This is a genomic window from Phascolarctobacterium faecium DSM 14760, from assembly GCF_003269275.1.
GTDB classification, from domain to species: domain Bacteria; phylum Bacillota; class Negativicutes; order Acidaminococcales; family Acidaminococcaceae; genus Phascolarctobacterium; species Phascolarctobacterium faecium.
Map to the genome: position 1 here is coordinate 381,361 of NZ_QLTS01000001.1, position 18,218 is coordinate 399,578.

The window sequence follows — 18,218 nt, forward strand, 5'->3', positions numbered from 1 at the left end:
TCATTCATCTCCGTCTGTCAAAGATTTTAGAAGGTTCTGAATACTTTTTTTATAAACAGGGTGTATTTTATCTGCAGCAATTTCTGACAGCGGCTGCAGTACAAAAAGTCTGTTTTGCATATCAGGATGCGGCAGCACCAGTTTTTCACTATAATAGATCAGATCATCATACAAAAGTAAATCTAAATCTATATTTCTTTCACCCCAATGCCGTAATCGCACCCGACCCATTTCCAGTTCAGTATCCAAAAGCAGCTTCAGCAACTTTTCTGGTGCTAAATCAGTTTTCACACAAGCAACAGCGTTAATAAATTCAGGTTGATCTGTCACACCATAAGGTTCAGTTTTAAAAAAGCTTGATACAGACCTTATTTGCAGTCCTTTGACCAACAGCATTTTTAAAGCCTGTCTGAGATTAGCTTCCTTATCACCTAAATTACTGCCTAAAGCTATATATGCGATGGACATAAAATTGCCTCCAGCATCCTTATAGCCCGCAGATTTTCCTGTACATCATGCACTCGTACCATTTGAGCTCCTGCATACACAGCCTGACAACTGGCAGCAATCGTACCTTCCAGGCGTTCTTCTGCTGGAATTCCGCCGAGTACACTTCCAATAGTACTTTTGCGTGAAGCAGCAAGCAATACAGGATAGCCTAAACCTGTCAGTGATTTCAGCCCCTGCATCAATTGCAGATTTTGTTCAATATTTTTAGCAAAACCAATGCCGGGATCAAAAATTATTTTTTCTTTTGCCACGCCACGGTTTTCCAGGATTTTAGCCCGTTGCAGCAAATAAGCTGCAACCTCTGTTACTACATTTTTATACTCGCAGTTTTGCTGCATATTTTTAGGCGTGCCTCGCATGTGCATTAAAATAATCGGTACTTTACTGCCGACAACTAAGTCAGACATAGCAGCATCACCTTCCATCGCAGTAACATCGTTAATGATATCTGCGCCGGCTGCTAAAGCCGCCTCTGCCGTCGAGGCACGATAAGTATCGATAGAAATAACACAAGCCGGATAACGCTCTTTCAATGCCTTGATAACAGGAACAATGCGCTTTTGTTCCTCGTCTGCAGTTACGGCATCACTGCCAGGGCGGGTAGATTCCCCGCCAATGTCTAAAACAGCCGCCCCTTGTCTAAGCATTTCGCCTGCCTTTTCCACTACCTGTTCCAACTGCGGCACACGCGAACCTGCGTAAAACGAGTCTGGTGTAATATTTAAAATACCCATCACCAACATTTTATCATAATTCAGTGTCCTGCCGTCAGATAAAATAGTTTGAGGAATCGGCGCATCTAATATAGCCATCAATTCACTTTTTATTCCTGCCATACCAAAATAAGGCATCTGCGTTAATTTTTCCAGCAGCCTAGCATAATGTTTATATGTTCCCAGAAGAATTACATCTACCCGTTCTTCAGCACAAACTACACACCCGGCTGGAATTGCACAATCTCCACCACAAGCCAGCATTTCCTGTTTGATAATATTGGCAGCAGGAGTACGGATATCCAAAATTTTTAAGGGAACAATTTCACTTTTATGCAAAAAAATCGCTTCACTGGCAGGATGAATACCCAATTGACTGAATTCATTGGCCAGTGTTTGCGGTTCCAGCTTCAGAATCATATCCCCACGTCCTTCCAACCCTTTTCGACACAAGCAAAAGCGTTATGATTATGGATACTTTCAATGCTTTCCACAGTTGCTTTATACCATATTATGCGTTTATCGGCTTCCAGACGCAAAGCAATTTCGCGGACCGCGTCTTCAACAAAACGCGGATTATCATAGGCCTGCTCAGTTACAAACTTTTCATCAGGACGTTTCAAAAGACCGTAAACAGGCGCGCTTGCTCCTGCATCAGCAATAGCAGCCAGTTCTTCCAGCCAAACCATTTCAGCAGATCTAATTTCCAATTTAGCCAAAGCTCTTTGGTTATGAGCGCCATAAGCGCTGATCTCTTTCGAGCATGGGCACAAGGTTTGAATAGGAATCTCCGCAGAAATGCGCAATGAAAACTGCTCATCCTTTTCAGCCGTATAAACACAATCGATATCCAGCGGTGCTCTCTGACCGCTGACAGGAGCCGTTTTATAAATAAAATATGGAAAATTTAATTGCAGAAAAGCCTTTTCTGCCTGCAGCCGGTCCTTCAAATGGTCAAGAATATTTTCTAAAGAACCTAATGTCACTGGTCCTAGCGTTTGCAGGCACTCTACAAACCGACTCATATGCGTTCCGCGCAGATCATGAGGAAGATCAACCGCCAGGCTTACTGTAGCGACCGTGTTCTGCGTTCCCCTTTCTTTATCTTTCAATGCTATCGGCCAGCGCAGATCTTTGATGCCAACATGCTTCAACGGTATATTACGACGATCTAATTCACCCTGTACATCCTTCATTATAGATCACCTCGGTAAATACAGCCGCTGGTTTTAGTTTCCCAGACTTCAACTTCATAAAGCTTATAGTTGGGCCCCTGCAGCATTTTTTGTAAACGTTGCCACACCCAAACAGAAATATTTTCTGCTGAAGGCTGCTTTAAAATATCATTAAGACAGGCATGATCCAATTTACTTAAAACCTCTTCCTTGACAATATTCTTAAGACGGATAAAGTCGATTACCATGCCTTCCTTATCAGGAGTTCCCTCTACTTTCACGACTAATTTATAAGTATGCCCATGCAGTCTTTCGCATTTACCATTATATTCTGGTAAATAATGAGCCGCATCAAATTCAAACTCTTTTAAAACAAACATAGCCCACCTCCAAAATAATTAAACTGTCAAGCCGGCAAAATCATCCTGCTGCCGCAAAGCTTCATAAGCAACGATAGCAACTGAATTTGATAAGTTAAGCGATCTTGCTTCAGCAATCATCGGGATACGCACACAGCAGTCTTCGTATTCCATACGCAGTTTCTCAGGTAATCCTGCCGTTTCCTTACCAAAAATCAACAGGCTATCCTTTTCGTAGCATACTTCAGTATACCGCTTATGTGCTTTTGTTGTCAGCAAAAACTTAGCATTATCCTTATACTTTTCCAGCACTTCATAAACGCTGTCATAGTAGTGCACATCTACCAGGTCCCAATAATCCAATCCAGCACGTTTTAAATATTTATCTTCGACCGAAAATCCTAACGGCCGCACTAAATGCAAATGACAACCTGTCGCTGCACATAAACGTGCAATATTTCCCGTATTACCCGGAATTTCTGGTTCTACTAAAACGATATGCATAAAATGTTCACCTCTTCAAATTTTAGAAACGCAAAATGCACAGTCACCTGACTGTGCACTTACATTATTTATTTTTCTTCAACAGTTCATCAACAAGTTCACGCATTTTATGCTGATCTTCTGTCGTATTTACTTCCTCTTTCACCTTGTTATCTTTTTTATCATGCTCATTTTTATATTTTTCAGATTTTGTTTCTACAGCTTCTATTCCCAGCATTCTCTGCCATACTCCCATAATTTTTTCACTATAATTAGGGCTCATGGCCCAGGTACCGTTCAACTTATACCAGGTATCACACAATCCACGCTCTAATCTGATAGCATGAGCCAAATCATAACGCGGATCAACGATCTTCGTCGAAGGATGCTTCTGCGTAGTATAGGCTAATAAATGCTGAATATGTGCACGTACACCAATTTCAGGAGTCTTAAAATGTGCCCCTTTTACACCGCCGCCTGTAGTACCAAGTCCACAGAAATTATTCTGTTCCGGCTTCACATCGCCGCCAAAACGGAAAAAACCTGTTTCTACAAGAGCCTGGGCAAAAGCAAGATCTTGGCGCACTCCTTCGCGACTGGCTTCCTGCCAGTATAAATCAACAATTTCTTCTGCACTGCAGGTCAATTTTAAATCCGGATTATTTTGTTTTAGCAAAGCCACAGCCTGAGATTTACTGGCGACCGCTTCTCCAAAAATACCAATTTCCTGATAACCGACCGGCAAGGCAGGACTTACAACCGTCTTAGGCAAAGTTCCTTGAGCGGTGGCAGAACTGCCTGCTTTATCATTATTTCTGTTGATTATTGGAGTCTCGTTTTTTTGCTGCTTAGTTTTATTTTTTTCTTTAGACTTCTTTTTCGCTTCTTTTTCTTTCTCTTTAGCCGCCTTTTTAGCTTCTTTCGCAGTCAACTGCGGCGCTGCCGCAATAGTACGCACCTGTACCTTAGATTGATTAGGCGTTGTAATACGCCGCGATTCGGTCGGGGTATTCTGTATCAATACCTGCTTCTGACTGCGTGGTTGCGGTACAGATGATACTACAGGCTGAGTTTCATTGGTTTTATTCTCTTTCTTCCTCGCTTCTGCCTGAAGCGGCATCACCGCAGCACAGCAAAAAGCCAAAGAAATAGCTATTAATTGTTGTTTTTTTAAGTTCACGTCACTTCTCCTGCTTATTATATATTGATAGTTAAATTTTACCCCATTTCTACTGATACTGTAAAGTTTTATTCAGCTTCTTCACAAAAAATACGCATCTTCTATGTTATAATATAAATAAAGAATTTTTTAAGGAGTTGATAAATTATGCCCACTACTTTTAAGTTCATCAATCATGCTTGTTTCACTATGACACATGAAGGACATACTATTATTTTTGATCCTTATCTCGATGGCAGCACCCAGGATATCAATGATCTTAAAGTTGAATATATTTTTGTTTCTCATGGCCATTTCGACCATCTTGGCAGTGCAATAGAGCTTGCTAAAGCGTGCAATGCAACAATTATTTCCACGGCTGAGGTTTGCGGAGTTGTTAGTGAAGCCGGCGTGGAAAACCATGCTATGCATTTGGGTGGGACGCACGAATTTCCTTTTGGTAAAGTGCGCCTTACTTTAGCATTCCATGGCAGCGGCATTCCTGGTGGACATGCCTGCGGTTTTATTGTCGATTTCTATGGTACTAAACTTTATTTTGCCGGCGATACCGCTTTATTTGGCGATATGCAGCTTTTACAACGATTGGATGCCTTTAATTATGCAGTTCTCCCCATTGGTGATAATTTCACAATGGGACCAAAAGACGCAGCTATTGCAGCCGAATTCTTACAAGCTGAATATGTAATTCCAATCCATTATAATACATGGCCTTTGATTGCTCAGGATCCAGTTAAATTTAAAGAAGCTGTCGAAAAAAGCACTAAATCTAAAGTTTTAATTGTAGCACCAGGTGAAAGTATTGAATTAAAATAATTTAGATATAATTAAATATAAAAATAACCTTGCCATAGGCAAGGTTATTTTTATATTCATTCTAAATACATCGCTGCAAAATAAGGTTCCAAAACATCCTCACGACGCTGCAGTGAAAAATTAACACCAATAGTTATTTCACCTCCAGCTGCTACAATCCCTTTTATTCTGCAATTAGTACCAATCCTTAAATTATTTTTCACTATCAGTAACGCCCGTTCCATTTGCACATTATCACCAATAATCAGATTATCACCAACTACTATCGTTACTCTTCCCAACAAATGTAAATTGTTTTCTATAGTAATATTCTTTTCGGAAATCAGGAAAGCATCCCCCTTTAATGCTTCCACTATACAAGGTAACCTTGCCCCATATAAATCATCACTATAATAAATTCCCTTACCGAACCCCAACTGGCGATATTCGTCATCGGTCAAAAAACTATAGCGGCTCCATTTTTTATAAGCGCCTATGTCCAATGTCTCTAAAATATCACCTGCTTCACCAACACAGATTAAATCATTATACTTATTGAAATCACCATTTATCTTACGACCAGCAGTTAAAGTATTTTCGTAAAACTCCTGTCCGCGTCCTAACGGCGGCTGTAAACAAACCTCTGCCAATCTTATTTGCATATCATCTGCTATTGAAATAACACTCACTTTACGCCCTGGCAGACTTTCAGCTCTTTCTAAAACAACTTCTGTCTGCATTACTTTTTGACCAGGATATAACATTTGCTCTTCAAGCCTAAAGCTTTCTGTCAGATTACTACTCTGCTCTTTTCTCAGCACACAACTCATAACATCACCAGTTGCAGCCTGCAGCTGATTATGTAAAACAATTTTGCTTTCAGCCTCAATTTCTTCGCGCAACGAATAATATAATGCCTGAACAGCTCCGCTCAACACAACACATGCCAACAATACAACAATGCTTACACTGCCTCTGCTATATCTGTTTATTTTCATCCTTCAATGACTCCATTACCTAAAAGCAGTACCTTACTGCTGGTTATCCTTCTTCCGCTTTTAGTATCCTGGATTTTTATGGTCAGCATCAATTCTCTGTAATTCAAACGTTCTGCCCGAAACTCTTCGATCTTTACAGATGCTAAAGACAAAACATTAACGCCTTTCAAAGAATTACTTTTAGTTTGACGATATAAAATATTACCACTCAGATAAAATGTTATCTGACGACTGCCAAAAACATCCTGACAAATTATTTTACTGCTGCCTTTATACCCTGTATTACTGATTGTTACTGTTGCTGCATGTAAAAACAATTCTCTCTCAGGTAATGAGAAACTGTAATTTGCAGCCCGCCGCAGCATAATGTCAGACTGTATACGCTGCCAGCCCTGCAGCAGCTGTCGCACCCCGCCTGCAAACAGCAGGCTCGTCGTTATAATAAATATTAAAGCCAAATTTAATTCGACTAATAAAAATCCTTTATTCCGACAATGCATAACGCACCTTATTAACAAGCACCTTTTGATTTCTGCATTCTCTGACTGTAATTATTTCCTGTTTAATTTGCAACTTATCAATAAATTCCTTACGTTCAATAAACAGCCCCTGCTCTGCCGCTAAAGCATCTGCCGCCTCCACGTTCCTTACTTCCAACAATTCAAATGCCAGTTCCAGCCGATTATATTGCTGCATTGCTAAAACGCAAGCCTTATAACCTGTCAATAATGAACAGCAGGTAATACTGACAAGCAGTAAAACCATCATCACCTCAATCAACATAAATCCCTGCTTATTTAATTTCACTTACAACGACCCTTCCAGTTACAGGCTGTACTTCAAACTTTTTTACCAGCTGTGGCTGCCGTCTATTTTTTATTAAAACCGAAAAATAAACCTGCGGTGCACCTTCTGCAGAAAAGCGTATTATTGAAGTATTAGGACTGTAAAAATACAGACTTCCCTGCCCGATTTCCTGAAGCCTTACTTTTTTTACAATTTTACCTTCGCGATAAACATAATAACACTGTTGGTCTAAATCAACAGTCAACTTATTCTGTAAGCCCGCTCCCCAAAGAGCTGCCTGCTGCAACGCAGTTACTTCCGCCGCCAGTCGCTGACAAAACCCTTCCATCTCCAAACGGTTGTCTACTTTAATAATACCCTCTGCACAAGGAATCAATAATGCCATAACTAAGCCATAAAAGCTGATATAAAGCAGTATTTCAACAAGTGTAAATCCATAATTATTACGACTGCTTGCTGCCATCTGAAACAACTTCTTTTCCTTCGGCATTATTACCTTTAAGGATGTAATTCAGTCCATTATCAGCAATGGCATAAGAAAAAACAGTATTAGTAGCATCTTGAAAACCTTTATTTCTGGCAATGTATTCACTCACCAAATCTTCTAATTTTTCTGGGCATTTACCCTTTTCCATTTTATATAACTGAATCGCACTGTCCACTGTTAAAAGATCATTTTTCAGTTTGGCATTTTTAGCTTTTTTATTAGCTGAATCAATAGACGGCAGAAGCATTCCAGCCAACACACCCAACATAGCCGTTACAGCCACCAGTTCAATCAAAGTGAAACCTTTTCTTCCACATAAATTTTTATAAAAATTCATCATAACACTTCCATCATTCGTATTCAGGTATTTCCGTTAAAAAAGTCAGTAAAGGTGACGCTACTGTAAAAATCATAGCACCAATCACTAACGATATAATAATTAAAAGTACAGGTTCCAATAAAACTTTAAAATTTTTTAAACTTGCGGTAAAATCCTGCTCCAGTAATAATGCTGCTTCCTTAAGCATCGTTGCTAAAGCCCCTGAACTTTCTCCGACGATTAAAAATTCTATGGTCAGTGAACTAAAAAGCGGAGAAGCTAATGCTGCTGCCTTGGTAATATCGCTGCCGCGAACGATCGCTTCTGAAAAAAGCATTGCTTTTGCAGTCATTTTTTTATCCGCACTTCCAGCAGCAGCAGTTTTTATCGACACCGGTAACGAAATTCCACTATTAAGAAGCAACGACAGTATTTTGCAAAATCGTATTTCCAAAAACGTCTGTCGATAACCTGCGATAAGAGGCAGGCAGAAGCACCATTTCAGCAGACTATACCTTCGCTGCCATAAATAATATAAAATAAATAAACTTAAAGACGCTGCTGCCTGCCAATATTTAACAGCAATTTCACGTACAAACATCATTACCTGTAAAGGCAACGTTGGAACAAGGTCAAAAGACTGATATAAGTCGGCAAACAATGGTAGTAATTTAACTACAAATAAGCAGCCAGTTACTATAGCTAATGATAATACCAAACATGGATATAAGCAGATATTCTTTAAAAATCTGTTTATTTCTTCCTTCTGCCCAAAATAAACAGCCAGTTCAGACAACATCTCCTGTAAGATGCCCCCTTGTTCTCCTGCCTCAATTACTGACACAGTAACAGGTCTAAAAATATGTACGTGTTTTTTCATCGCAGCAGACAACGCTTTTCCAGCTTGTAAATCAGCAATCAATAAACAGCAGACATTTGTTAAAGAAACCGGGCAGCGTGTTTTTAAAAGTTCCAATGCTCTGCACAACGGAATACCGCTGCCAATCATGGCTGCCAATTGCTGAAAAAAACGGCTGCGTTCTTTGTCATTAACTTTACCACTATTAAACAAACGGCTTATTTTAACAGTGAAACTTTGTACTTCTTCTATCCCAGTAATATAATCATAATTTTCGTGTAAAAATGCTGCTACTTCCTGTTTACTGTCAGCTAAATAACTTCCCTGGTAAAGTTTTCCTGCCATACTGCGTGCTCGCCAGCGGTACAACTGCATTGTTACACCTCCATTATTTTCAGGTATTCTTTATTCTTGCACTATACTCCCTCTCATTCTAATGATATTTGTGAAAAAATAGTGAACGAGAAAATAAAAAAGACGTCTTTCCAAGGAAAAACGTCTTTTTTATTAACTATTATTTTTACCAATTCAGATATTTAAGCTATCTTACTTTCTCCAACAGCTCCAGATATTTTCCCTTTACCAAATCTGGTTCAAAGACATATAGTAAATGTTTAAGCTGTTCTCTGCTTGTACGCGGCTGCTGAGAAGCCCAATAGCCCACTGTTAACTGTACCAGTCTGCGTACTCTGATCTTATTTTTTTCACTTTTAGCAGCAAATAAACCAAACTGCAGCCACTCTCCGTATACAGTCATTTCTTCCTGCATAGTCAGTCTCGCCACAGCAGTTATCAAATCCCGCTGAGTACGCAGCACCAAACTGCCTATTTGTTCCCGTTGCTGCTGACTGCGCCTGCTGGAAACAGCCTGATCAAGTAAAACCAGCATAAAATTCTGCCACGGAGCATATAATTTAAACGCGTTAGCAAAACCATCCCAGCCTGCATACATTTGAAAATGTAAGGCAATATTCATCAGCGTACTACGCGTTAAGGCAAAATCTTTTTCACGCACCAGAAAAACAAATAATCCGTCCATTAACTGCCTGGTCTCATTTTCCCATTTTCTCCGGGCAATCTGTGCAATCAGCTGTGTCCATTCACGCACAAAATACTGTAATTCTCCTGCAGTTAATGATTTATTATTGGTCAATAACAAACTCATCCAACGCAACATTGGTAATGCATTAACATAACGTCTGTCCGAAGCCGTAAAAAATAGCGTCAGCAAAAATTCTACCATTTTAGAACCGGCATAGACAGTACTCTCTGCACTGTAACGTACAACAGCTTTGGATACAATAGCAGAAAATCTGGCTTCATCACGCATTCTAGCAGCCATAACTGCCATATCCTGCAGCATCTGCAGCAATTCCTGTTCCAAATCAGCATCTGTTTCTGTTAATTCATTGCTTACAATAACCACTATATTCGCACACTGTATCGTTACCTCCGGCAGTCCATCTTTCATTGCCAGGCAGCCAAGCATACCCAATTTACGTATGCCTTCTGCACGCAGATGCGAATTTGTCACTAAAACAGGCTGAAAAACAGCTACTATCTCTTTTGCTAAAATTTCATGTTTAGCACGCATGAAATAGATGCAGGAGTTCTTTAATTTCTCCAAACAGGCTTCGCAGGCTATTCCTTGTTCTGCCAAAAGCTTAAAACGGCGTACTATTCGCTCAATCGTCAATGACATCTGTTCCTTGACGCTTTGCGACATAACCGCCTCAGACTGCATATCTAACGCATCCAGAAGACAACTGAGCAGATCCTGTGCCAGAACACTTTTCTCATCTGAAGACAGGTCTTTTTTCTGTGTCTGTTTTTCCAGCTTAGTTACATTATCTAAAAGATTTTTAAACGTAGGACCATGAACTATCCTGGTTGATTCTTCAGCCATCTCTACCTCTATCCTCTATTAAATATTGATAGCACCTTCATAAACGATACCGCTTACAGTATCCACAGTTACTTCCATATCGTCTTTAAGCAGGTTAAGCGCATTTTCAGCGCCAACAACTACAGGAATACTACAATTAATTGCTATGATGGCTACTGAAGATGTCAGTCCACCCTCCTCTGCAATAATAGCAGCTGCTTTAGACGCATAAGCTGCCGCTTCATCCGGCAATACTCCAACTACTAAAACATCACCAGGTTTAAACTTTTCTTTAAAATCTGTCAATGTAACAGCAGTGCATATTTTACCTGTAACCGAACGTTTACCTATACCAACACCGCTTACTAATTTATTTCCCACATTAACCACCTTAATCAAATTCGTTGAACCTGGTTTACCGACAGGAACTCCAGCTGTAATGACAACCGAGTCACCGTCTTTGACATAACCGTGTTCACGTGCACATTTCAATGATATCTCAATCATTTCATCAGTATTATCACTAGAAGGCCCCAAAAGCGGCCTTACTCCCCAGTAAAACTGCATCGCCCTTACCCTTGCAGGTATCCGTGAAACGCCTACAACATAACACTTAGGCCTGTATTTAGCAATCATTCGAGCCGTAAAACCAGATTCAGTAACCGTAACAATAGCGTCTGCATCCAGTTCCTGTGCAATCTGCACTGTAGCATGACTTATAGCCTCAGTAGAATGTATTTTATCACTAATCCCTTTTCCTTTAAAAATAGCGGCATAATCCAATGCCTCTTCTGTTCGCAATGCTATCTTGGCCATCGTCTGAACTGCTTCCAGCGGATATGAACCTGAAGCAGTTTCACCGCTCAGCATAATAACATCAGTTCCATCAAAAATAGCATTAGCGATGTCACTGGCCTCTGCACGGGTTGCACGATAACTGTTGACCATGCTTTCCAGCATCTGCGTAGCTGTAATCACAGGCTTACCAGCCTTATTACAGCGCCTGATAATTTCTTTCTGCACCAAAGGAACATATTCAGCGGGAATCTCTACTCCCAAATCACCACGCGCAACCATCACGCCATCAGAAACTTCTATGATTTCATCAATATGCGTAAAACCTGCCTGATTCTCAATTTTGGAAATAATCCCCATCCCCGATCCTGCGGCTTCTAAAACCTTACGAATCGCAAGAACATCCTCTGCCTTTTGTACAAAAGACGCTGCAATATAATCCATATCATGTTCTATTGCAAAAGTAATATCTTTTATATCCTGCTCAGACAAAAAAGGCAGTTTTAATTCCACACCCGGACAGGCGACTCTTTTACGTGAGCCCAGCTGTCCACCATGCACTACTTTCGTATAGATTTCAGTTCCGTTGATGCGTTCTACCTCTAAAGAAAGTAATCCATCAGCCAATAAAATAGCATCGCCTACTTTTAATTCATCAGGTAAACCTGAATAATTAACTGAAGCAATCTGTTCATTACCGATCTGCTCCTTCGTTGTCAGACAAAAAGATTCGCCCTCCTGCAACGTAATTTTATCATGTTCAAAAATACCCAGGCGCATCTCAGGCCCCCGGGTATCGGCAATCATAGCGATCGGTTTATTGACTTTTTCAGCCGCCTCTCTGACAAGCCCCAATCTTTGGGCATGTTCAGAATGGCTTCCATGTGAAAAATTAAAGCGGGCCATATCCATTCCCGCTTTCAGCATAGAAACTAAAAGCGGGATATTATCAGTACTGGGACCAACGGTGCAAATGATTTTTGTTTTCTTCATTGCCCGGCCTCCTTAGAATTACAACTGAAACTTGTTTTCGCAAATGACCTCATACGCATCTTCAGCTTCGGAAAGCGGCACACTGATTTCATATACGCCACCGTGCTTGGAATTCGTAGTTTTAGTCTGCGTCAAAAAACCGTTCGCGGCTAATACTTCTTTGATCCTGGCAGCCGCTTCAGCGGTCTGCGCAATGTATACTACCTTCCACACAGGTTTTTCCTCCAAGTTTAAAGCTTAAGCCTCTTTAACAGCTTTGATTTTAGCGATCAGCTTGGGCAAAATTTCACGTGCATCGCCTACGATACCATATTGAGCAACCTTGAAAATTGGTGCATTGGCATCTTTATTAATGGCAATAACAATATCAGAAGCAGACATACCAGCTAAATGCTGTATAGCACCGGAAATACCAAACGCAAAATAAATTTTAGGCGTTACAGTTTTTCCAGATTGACCAACCTGATGCGCATGATCTACCCAACCTTCATCGACAACAGCGCGAGACCCCCCAACACTGCCATGTTCAAATAAAGCAGCCAATTCTTCAAGCATTTTGAAATTATCACAGCTGCCTAATCCACGACCGCCTGAACAAATAATCTCCGCATCTTCTATTTTAATAGCGCCACTGGCCCCCAAAATCTCTTTGCGAACCAACTCTACCTTAGATGTAACAGCATTTTTTACAGTATAATTTACAATTTCGCCGCTTCTAGATGCATCGACATCCTTTGCCTTAAAGACCTTAGGACGTACAGTGCCCATCTGCGGACGATGCTCATCACAGATTATCGTAGCCAGAATATTACCGCCCAAAGCAGGACGTGTCCATTCTACCAGTTCTCCATTGATATCCAATGCCGTACAATCAGCACAAAGACCTGTGCCTAAACGTGCGGCGATACGAGGAGCAAGATCTCGGCCATCTACAGTAGCTCCGCATAAAACAGCATTTGGTTTATAGGTTTCAACCAATTCACAAAAAGCATTAGTATAAATATCAGTATTATACTCTGCATACTCAGGTCCGCTGACAACATAAACAATATCAGCACCGGCTGCAAATAGTTTCTGCGGCAAGCTGCCAGCTTCTTTACAAATCAAAACAGCGCAGCATTTCTGATCTGCTTTAGCCGCCAATTCGGCGCCGACACCAAGCAATTCATAAACAACACCAACAGGCTCTCCGTCTTCTAATTCAACATTGACCCATAAATCTTTACCTTCTTTATTCTTTACCTCACGGACAATCTCTTCACGTTCAATTGCCTCAACAGGGCATTCCCCTATGCAGGCGCCACAGGCGATACAGGTGTCCTGATCGATATTAGCCTTACCGTCAACCATATTGAGCGCGCCAACCGGGCATACTGCTATACAGGATTCACAGCCGATACATTTTTCTCTATCTACACAAATAGCCATCTTCATTCACCTCAATGAGTAATAATTTTCGCTTGTACCAATTTTTCGATCAGCATATCAACAGCTTTGTCTGTATCTTCTTCATTGATTATTTCGCTTTCGATCTGTGGTACGGACGGGGTGAAGATTTTCAAAACTTTAGTCGGAGAACCTGATAACCCTATCACTTTCGGATCAATCTCCAACTCAGCCGCACCCATTACGGGAATCTCTGCTTTTCTTGCTTTCATTTTTCCTTTGATACTGGCAAAACGAGGTTCTTTTTCAGATTTAGTAACAGTAACTACAGCCGGCAATGTAACAGCCAAAGTCTGGCAGCTGCTTTCATTCTCTCGTTCAACAAGCAGTCTTCCATCTGCTCCCAACGCTACTTTTAAAGCCCCGGTAACCTGTGGAATGCCAAGATGTTCGGCCATTTCAGGTCCAACTTGAGCAGTATCACCATCAATTGCCTGTTTACCGCATAAAACCAAATCGCACTCTCCTACCTTACGTACAGCAGCTGCTAAAGCAACACTTGTAGCCAGAGTATCAGAACCAGCCAAAGCCCTGTCACTGATTAAAACAGCGTCGTCAGCGCCCATCGCAATGGCCTCTTTCAAAATATCCGTCGCCTGCGGCGGTCCCATCGAAACGACGGTAACCTTCGCTCCGCTGGTGTCCTTAAGGATCAAGGCAGTTTCCAATGCCTGACGGTCAAAAGGATTCATAATATTTTCAACACCATCGCGAATAAGTGTGTTGGTTTCAGGATTAATTTTTACCTCTGCCGTATCAGGAACTTGTTTGATACATACTACGATATTCATGTGAGCCCTCCTCTATATTTATGCCAAAGGTTTTAACTACATATTTATTATTGTAACATTCTTTACTTGACTGTGGCAAGCAAAACCCTGTTTTTCAACAAGGTTTCACCCCTTTAAATACCAATTTTCTCCCAATAAATCATCTAAAGCCTGGTAAACACCGGCATTCTTCCCATCCACCCAAAAGCAGCGCTCCACTTTGATCATCTTTCCTGAATCTATCAGATGCAGATAGACAGGTGTATCGCCCGAAAAACTTTCAAAAATCTGTTTTAAGCCTTTTTGGACAATACCATTTTCATCCTTTTTCATGATCTTTATATGTAAATCAGGAGGCACTTCCTGCAGAGGTTTAATCTTTAACGCCTGAATTTTTCGTTCACGTTCATCGATACTGAGTTTTCCTTCCACGCTGATTGCATTCTCCTGATAAAGCAGCCTGGCAGCGTCACGGTAAACTTTTGGAAAAACCACAATCTCCATCTTTCCGTTAAAATCTTCTAATGTTAAAATCGCCATACTGTCACCCTGACGCGTATTTCTTATCCGGCAATCCGAAATTATGCCGGCAACACTGAAATATTTACCGTCAAGCACTTCACTGGCATCTGATATTTTACGCAATGGAGTGTAATAATACAAGGAACCGACATAAGCGTCTAAAGGATTACCGGTTACATAAAAACCGATCAGTTCCTTCTCATATTGCAAAATCGTGCGTTTGGGGATTTCTTCCAATTCAGGTATTCTTAGCTCATTAACATCAGCAAAACTGTCATCACCAAATAGCCCCATCTGTCCGCTCTGATAATCTTTTTGATAATTACTGCCCATGTCCATAGCCTGTTCTGCAACGGCTAACAACTCGGAACGTTTATAACCAAAGGAATCCATCGCGCCACATTTTATTAAATTTTCCAACATTCGTTTATTAACAGCTCTATTATCCACCCGTTTACAGAAATCCATCAAAGATTTAAAAGGTCCCTCTTTACGTGCCTGTAAAATGCTGCCGATCGCATTTTCACCTACATTTTTCACACCTGCTAAACCAAAACGGATAACCCTGTCTTTATTTACAGAAAAGCTTCGGCCACTTTCATTAACATCCGGCGGTAAAATCTTCAGCCCCATACTGCGGCACACACTTATATACCAGCTCAGCTTTTCGCTGTCACTGATGACACTGGTCAAAAAAGCTGCCATAAATTCTGCAGGCCAGTGTGCTTTAAGATAAGCAGTCTGATAAGCAACTAATGCGTACGCGGCAGAGTGCGATTTATTGAACCCATAACCGGCAAAATGCTGTAGGAGAGCAAAAATTTCACTGCTCAGCTGCGGGCTGATACCATGTTTTTGTTGAGCTCCATCAATAAAGGCTTCACGCATAGAATCCAGTTCCTTAGCCTTTTTCTTGCCCATAGCCCGCCGCAGAATATCTGCCTGCCCGAGGCTGAAGCCTGCCAGAACGGAAGTGATCTGCATAACCTGTTCCTGATAAAGAATAACGCCAAAAGTATCTTTTAAAACCGGTTCCAATAAAGGATGCAGCATCTCTGCAGTTTTTTCACCATGACGTCCTGCAATAAAATCTTCTACCATTCCCGTTCCTAATGGTCCAGGACGATACAATGCAACTAAAGGAATAAGATCTTCAAAACTTTCCGGTCCCAAATCCATAACCAGTTTCGTCATTCCGCCTGATTCAAGCTGAAATACCCCTTGAGTATCGCCCTTTCTCAGCATGCTGCACGTTGCTTCATCATCAAGAGGAATTTTATCAATATCAAGTTTATCACCAGTAGTTTCATAAATAAACTTGATTGCATCACCAATTACTGTCAAAGTACGCAGCCCTAAAAGATCCATCTTTAAAAGTCCGAGACTTTCAATCTTATCTTTATCATATTCAGTTGTAATAAAATTTTCATTCGACAACTGCAGCGGCACATACTTTTTCAAATCATCCGGGGCAATAACAACTCCCGCCGCATGAGTACCTGAATTACGCGGCATGCCTTCCACGCTTTGAGCAAGATCAATCAGGCGTTTGATGTTCGCATCGTTTTCATATAAACTTCTCAGCTCATTACTGGCCTCCAGCGCTCTCTCTAATGTAATACCCAAATCACGCGGAATAAGTTTTGCTACATTATCCACCATGCTGTAAGGCATTTCCAACGCTCTGCCAACATCACGAACCGCCGCGCGAGCCTGTAAGGTACCAAAAGTTATGATCTGGGCAACCTTCTCCTGTCCATAACGATTAATAATGTAATCCAGAACCTGCTGCCTTTTTTCATAACAGAAATCTGTATCTATATCAGGCATACTTACACGTTCAGGATTTAAGAAACGTTCAAACAGCAAATCATATTTCAGCGGATCAATATTAGTAATCCCTAAAAGATAAGCGACAATACTGCCTGCCGCACTTCCGCGGCCAGGTCCTACAGGTATGTCATTTCTGCGGCTGTAACTTATAAAATCCCAAACAATCAGAAAGTAACAGTCATAGCCCATTTTATTGATAATACCTAATTCATATTCCAGCCTATCTAAAACCTGCTGCGTCGGCTCAGGATACCTCCCCGGCATCCCATCTAAACACAGCTTACGCAAATATTCCTCTGCCGATAATCCATTTGGAATAGGGAATTCCGGCAGCAATAAATGACCAAAACTCAATTCCACGTTGCAGCGCTCTGCTATCTTCGCTGTATTTTCTAAAGCTTCAGGACAATCACCGAACTTTTCGCGCATCTCAGCTTCACTTTTTAAATAAAATTGATCATTAGGAAATTTCATTCTTTTAGGATCATCTACAGTACTTGTTGTCTGAATACACAGCAATACATCCTGTGCATCTGCATCTTCGCGCTTCACATAATGAGAATCATTAGTAGCCACTAAACCAAGATCATATTTTTTTGCCAGGCGTTTCAGTTCAGTATTAACAGTATGTTCTTCTTCAAGGTCATGATCCTGAATTTCCAGAAAAAAATTGTCTTTCCCGAAAATGTCCAGATAATCCTTTAAACTGTTTTCAGCTCCTTCTAAATTGCCTCGCAGTATTTGCACAGGAATCTCACCGGCAATGCATGCGCTCATGCAGATAATACCTTTACTGTATTGTCTTAGAATATCTTTATCAATTCTAGGTTTATAGTAAAACCCTTCTAAATGTCCAAGTGAAACCAGCTTCATCAGATTGTGATAACCTTCGTCATTCTCTGCCAGTAAAATCAAATGGTACATCCCATCACGGTTAGTTTTTTCAAATCGTGATCCATTTGTCAAATATACTTCACAGCCTATAACAGGCTTGATTCCCTGCTTCATTGCCTCCTGATAAAAATCAACGACACCATACATTACACCATGATCTGTTATCGCCAGGCTCTTCATTCCGATTTCTTTAGCATAAGCAACCAGATCACTTATTTTTGCGGCACCGTCAAGCAGGCTGTATTGAGTATGGACATGCAGATGTGTAAAATTTACGCTCACAACAGTCCTCCTTCCGAAAAAGCATCGATTTTTTTATTAATTTTATACCATATATTATACCACAACAGATATAGGCAAACACCAGTTGCTTTAAGGATGCACTGCTACTCAAGCAA

At 40.8% G+C, this 18,218-nt stretch carries 19 protein-coding genes; 1 reads left to right on the top strand and 18 read right to left on the bottom strand.

The genetic code is table 11. From position 1 onward, the window contains the following. The 6 genes from folK to C8D73_RS01820 all read right to left on the bottom strand — a co-directional run bounded on the left by folK (position 1) and on the right by C8D73_RS01820 (position 4,420). Positions 1-468, bottom strand: coding sequence for a 2-amino-4-hydroxy-6-hydroxymethyldihydropteridine diphosphokinase (gene folK, locus C8D73_RS01795; RefSeq protein WP_021717642.1), 468 nt, complete (start codon positions 466-468; stop codon positions 1-3). Further along, positions 450-1,643: a dihydropteroate synthase gene (folP, locus tag C8D73_RS01800; RefSeq protein ID WP_113077135.1), complete on the bottom strand. Its 1,194-nt coding sequence runs from the start codon at positions 1,641-1,643 to the stop codon at positions 450-452. The genes folK and folP overlap by 19 nt, the downstream gene beginning before the upstream one ends. Further along, positions 1,640-2,419, bottom strand: coding sequence for a GTP cyclohydrolase FolE2 (folE2, locus tag C8D73_RS01805; RefSeq protein ID WP_113077136.1), 780 nt, complete (start codon positions 2,417-2,419; stop codon positions 1,640-1,642). Before folE2 ends, folP begins: the two co-directional genes overlap by 4 nt. Continuing rightward, positions 2,419-2,778, bottom strand: a complete 360-nt coding sequence (gene queD, locus C8D73_RS01810; protein ID WP_021717639.1) for a 6-carboxytetrahydropterin synthase QueD — start codon at positions 2,776-2,778, stop codon at positions 2,419-2,421. The genes folE2 and queD overlap by 1 nt, the downstream gene beginning before the upstream one ends. A gap of 18 nt (positions 2,779-2,796) precedes the next feature. Further along, complete coding sequence (gene trmL, locus C8D73_RS01815) at positions 2,797-3,261, bottom strand: tRNA (uridine(34)/cytosine(34)/5-carboxymethylaminomethyluridine(34)-2'-O)-methyltransferase TrmL (protein ID WP_021717638.1); 465 nt, start codon at positions 3,259-3,261, stop codon at positions 2,797-2,799. A gap of 64 nt (positions 3,262-3,325) precedes the next feature. After that, complete coding sequence (locus C8D73_RS01820) at positions 3,326-4,420, bottom strand: glucosaminidase domain-containing protein (protein ID WP_197714919.1); 1,095 nt, start codon at positions 4,418-4,420, stop codon at positions 3,326-3,328. Positions 4,421-4,567: 147 nt separating this feature from the next. Here C8D73_RS01820 and C8D73_RS01825 point away from each other — a divergent pair, with 147 nt between their 5' ends. Beyond that, positions 4,568-5,233 carry a metal-dependent hydrolase gene (locus C8D73_RS01825; RefSeq protein ID WP_021717636.1) on the top strand — a complete coding sequence of 222 codons (666 nt, stop codon included), beginning with the start codon at positions 4,568-4,570 and terminating at the stop codon, positions 5,231-5,233. Positions 5,234-5,289: 56 nt separating this feature from the next. Here C8D73_RS01825 and C8D73_RS01830 read toward each other — a convergent pair whose 3' ends face one another. The 12 genes from C8D73_RS01830 to C8D73_RS01885 form a co-directional block, all read right to left on the bottom strand. Further along, on the bottom strand, positions 5,290-6,210 hold the full coding sequence (locus C8D73_RS01830) for an LbetaH domain-containing protein (protein ID WP_113077137.1): 921 nt from the start codon (positions 6,208-6,210) through the stop codon (positions 5,290-5,292). After that, a complete protein-coding gene (locus tag C8D73_RS01835; protein ID WP_021717634.1) occupies positions 6,207-6,710 on the bottom strand; it encodes a hypothetical protein in 504 nt (167 codons plus the stop codon). Before C8D73_RS01835 ends, C8D73_RS01830 begins: the two co-directional genes overlap by 4 nt. Then, the gene (locus tag C8D73_RS01840; RefSeq protein WP_146739213.1) at positions 6,694-6,993 is read right to left on the bottom strand and encodes a hypothetical protein; all 300 of its coding nucleotides are present in this window, start codon (positions 6,991-6,993) and stop codon (positions 6,694-6,696) included. The genes C8D73_RS01835 and C8D73_RS01840 overlap by 17 nt, the downstream gene beginning before the upstream one ends. 10 nt (positions 6,994-7,003) lie before the next feature. Then, positions 7,004-7,480, bottom strand: a complete 477-nt coding sequence (locus tag C8D73_RS01845) for a pilus assembly FimT family protein (RefSeq protein WP_113077139.1) — start codon at positions 7,478-7,480, stop codon at positions 7,004-7,006. After that, complete coding sequence (locus tag C8D73_RS01850; protein ID WP_113077140.1) at positions 7,461-7,844, bottom strand: type II secretion system protein; 384 nt, start codon at positions 7,842-7,844, stop codon at positions 7,461-7,463. The genes C8D73_RS01845 and C8D73_RS01850 overlap by 20 nt, the downstream gene beginning before the upstream one ends. Before the next feature lie 10 nt (positions 7,845-7,854). Then, complete coding sequence (locus tag C8D73_RS01855) at positions 7,855-9,057, bottom strand: type II secretion system F family protein (RefSeq protein WP_021717630.1); 1,203 nt, start codon at positions 9,055-9,057, stop codon at positions 7,855-7,857. A 166-nt stretch (positions 9,058-9,223) separates the two neighbouring features. Beyond that, positions 9,224-10,588, bottom strand: coding sequence for a hypothetical protein (locus tag C8D73_RS01860; protein WP_113077141.1), 1,365 nt, complete (start codon positions 10,586-10,588; stop codon positions 9,224-9,226). Positions 10,589-10,606: 18 nt separating this feature from the next. After that, complete coding sequence (gene pyk / locus C8D73_RS01865; RefSeq protein WP_113077142.1) at positions 10,607-12,355, bottom strand: pyruvate kinase; 1,749 nt, start codon at positions 12,353-12,355, stop codon at positions 10,607-10,609. A gap of 18 nt (positions 12,356-12,373) precedes the next feature. After that, positions 12,374-12,568 (bottom strand): hypothetical protein, encoded by a 195-nt coding sequence (locus C8D73_RS01870; RefSeq protein ID WP_021717627.1) that lies wholly within the window; start codon positions 12,566-12,568, stop codon positions 12,374-12,376. Between the two features lie 24 nt (positions 12,569-12,592). Further along, the gene (locus C8D73_RS01875) at positions 12,593-13,783 is read right to left on the bottom strand and encodes an electron transfer flavoprotein subunit alpha (protein WP_021717626.1); all 1,191 of its coding nucleotides are present in this window, start codon (positions 13,781-13,783) and stop codon (positions 12,593-12,595) included. An 11-nt stretch (positions 13,784-13,794) separates the two neighbouring features. Further along, positions 13,795-14,592, bottom strand: a complete 798-nt coding sequence (locus C8D73_RS01880; protein WP_021717625.1) for an electron transfer flavoprotein subunit beta/FixA family protein — start codon at positions 14,590-14,592, stop codon at positions 13,795-13,797. Positions 14,593-14,697: 105 nt separating this feature from the next. Beyond that, positions 14,698-18,102 (bottom strand): DNA polymerase III subunit alpha, encoded by a 3,405-nt coding sequence (locus tag C8D73_RS01885; protein WP_113077143.1) that lies wholly within the window; start codon positions 18,100-18,102, stop codon positions 14,698-14,700. Positions 18,103-18,218 lie beyond the last annotated feature (116 nt).

Bases quoted from the DNA above. Each gene is read 5' to 3' on its own strand.
- folK (WP_021717642.1), bottom strand. From the start codon at position 468: ATGTCCATCGCATATATAGCTTTAGGCAGTAATTTAGGTGATAAGGAA.
- folP (WP_113077135.1), bottom strand. From the start codon at position 1,643: ATGATTCTGAAGCTGGAACCGCAAACACTGGCCAATGAATTCAGTCAA.
- folE2 (WP_113077136.1), bottom strand. From the start codon at position 2,419: ATGAAGGATGTACAGGGTGAATTAGATCGTCGTAATATACCGTTGAAG.
- queD (WP_021717639.1), bottom strand. From the start codon at position 2,778: ATGTTTGTTTTAAAAGAGTTTGAATTTGATGCGGCTCATTATTTACCA.
- trmL (WP_021717638.1), bottom strand. From the start codon at position 3,261: ATGCATATCGTTTTAGTAGAACCAGAAATTCCGGGTAATACGGGAAAT.
- C8D73_RS01825 (WP_021717636.1), top strand. From the start codon at position 4,568: ATGCCCACTACTTTTAAGTTCATCAATCATGCTTGTTTCACTATGACA.
- C8D73_RS01830 (WP_113077137.1), bottom strand. From the start codon at position 6,210: ATGAAAATAAACAGATATAGCAGAGGCAGTGTAAGCATTGTTGTATTG.
- C8D73_RS01835 (WP_021717634.1), bottom strand. From the start codon at position 6,710: ATGCATTGTCGGAATAAAGGATTTTTATTAGTCGAATTAAATTTGGCT.
- C8D73_RS01840 (WP_146739213.1), bottom strand. From the start codon at position 6,993: ATGTTGATTGAGGTGATGATGGTTTTACTGCTTGTCAGTATTACCTGC.
- C8D73_RS01845 (WP_113077139.1), bottom strand. From the start codon at position 7,480: ATGGCAGCAAGCAGTCGTAATAATTATGGATTTACACTTGTTGAAATA.
- C8D73_RS01850 (WP_113077140.1), bottom strand. From the start codon at position 7,844: ATGATGAATTTTTATAAAAATTTATGTGGAAGAAAAGGTTTCACTTTG.
- C8D73_RS01855 (WP_021717630.1), bottom strand. From the start codon at position 9,057: ATGCAGTTGTACCGCTGGCGAGCACGCAGTATGGCAGGAAAACTTTAC.
- C8D73_RS01860 (WP_113077141.1), bottom strand. From the start codon at position 10,588: ATGGCTGAAGAATCAACCAGGATAGTTCATGGTCCTACGTTTAAAAAT.
- pyk (WP_113077142.1), bottom strand. From the start codon at position 12,355: ATGAAGAAAACAAAAATCATTTGCACCGTTGGTCCCAGTACTGATAAT.
- C8D73_RS01875 (WP_021717626.1), bottom strand. From the start codon at position 13,783: ATGGCTATTTGTGTAGATAGAGAAAAATGTATCGGCTGTGAATCCTGT.
- C8D73_RS01880 (WP_021717625.1), bottom strand. From the start codon at position 14,592: ATGAATATCGTAGTATGTATCAAACAAGTTCCTGATACGGCAGAGGTA.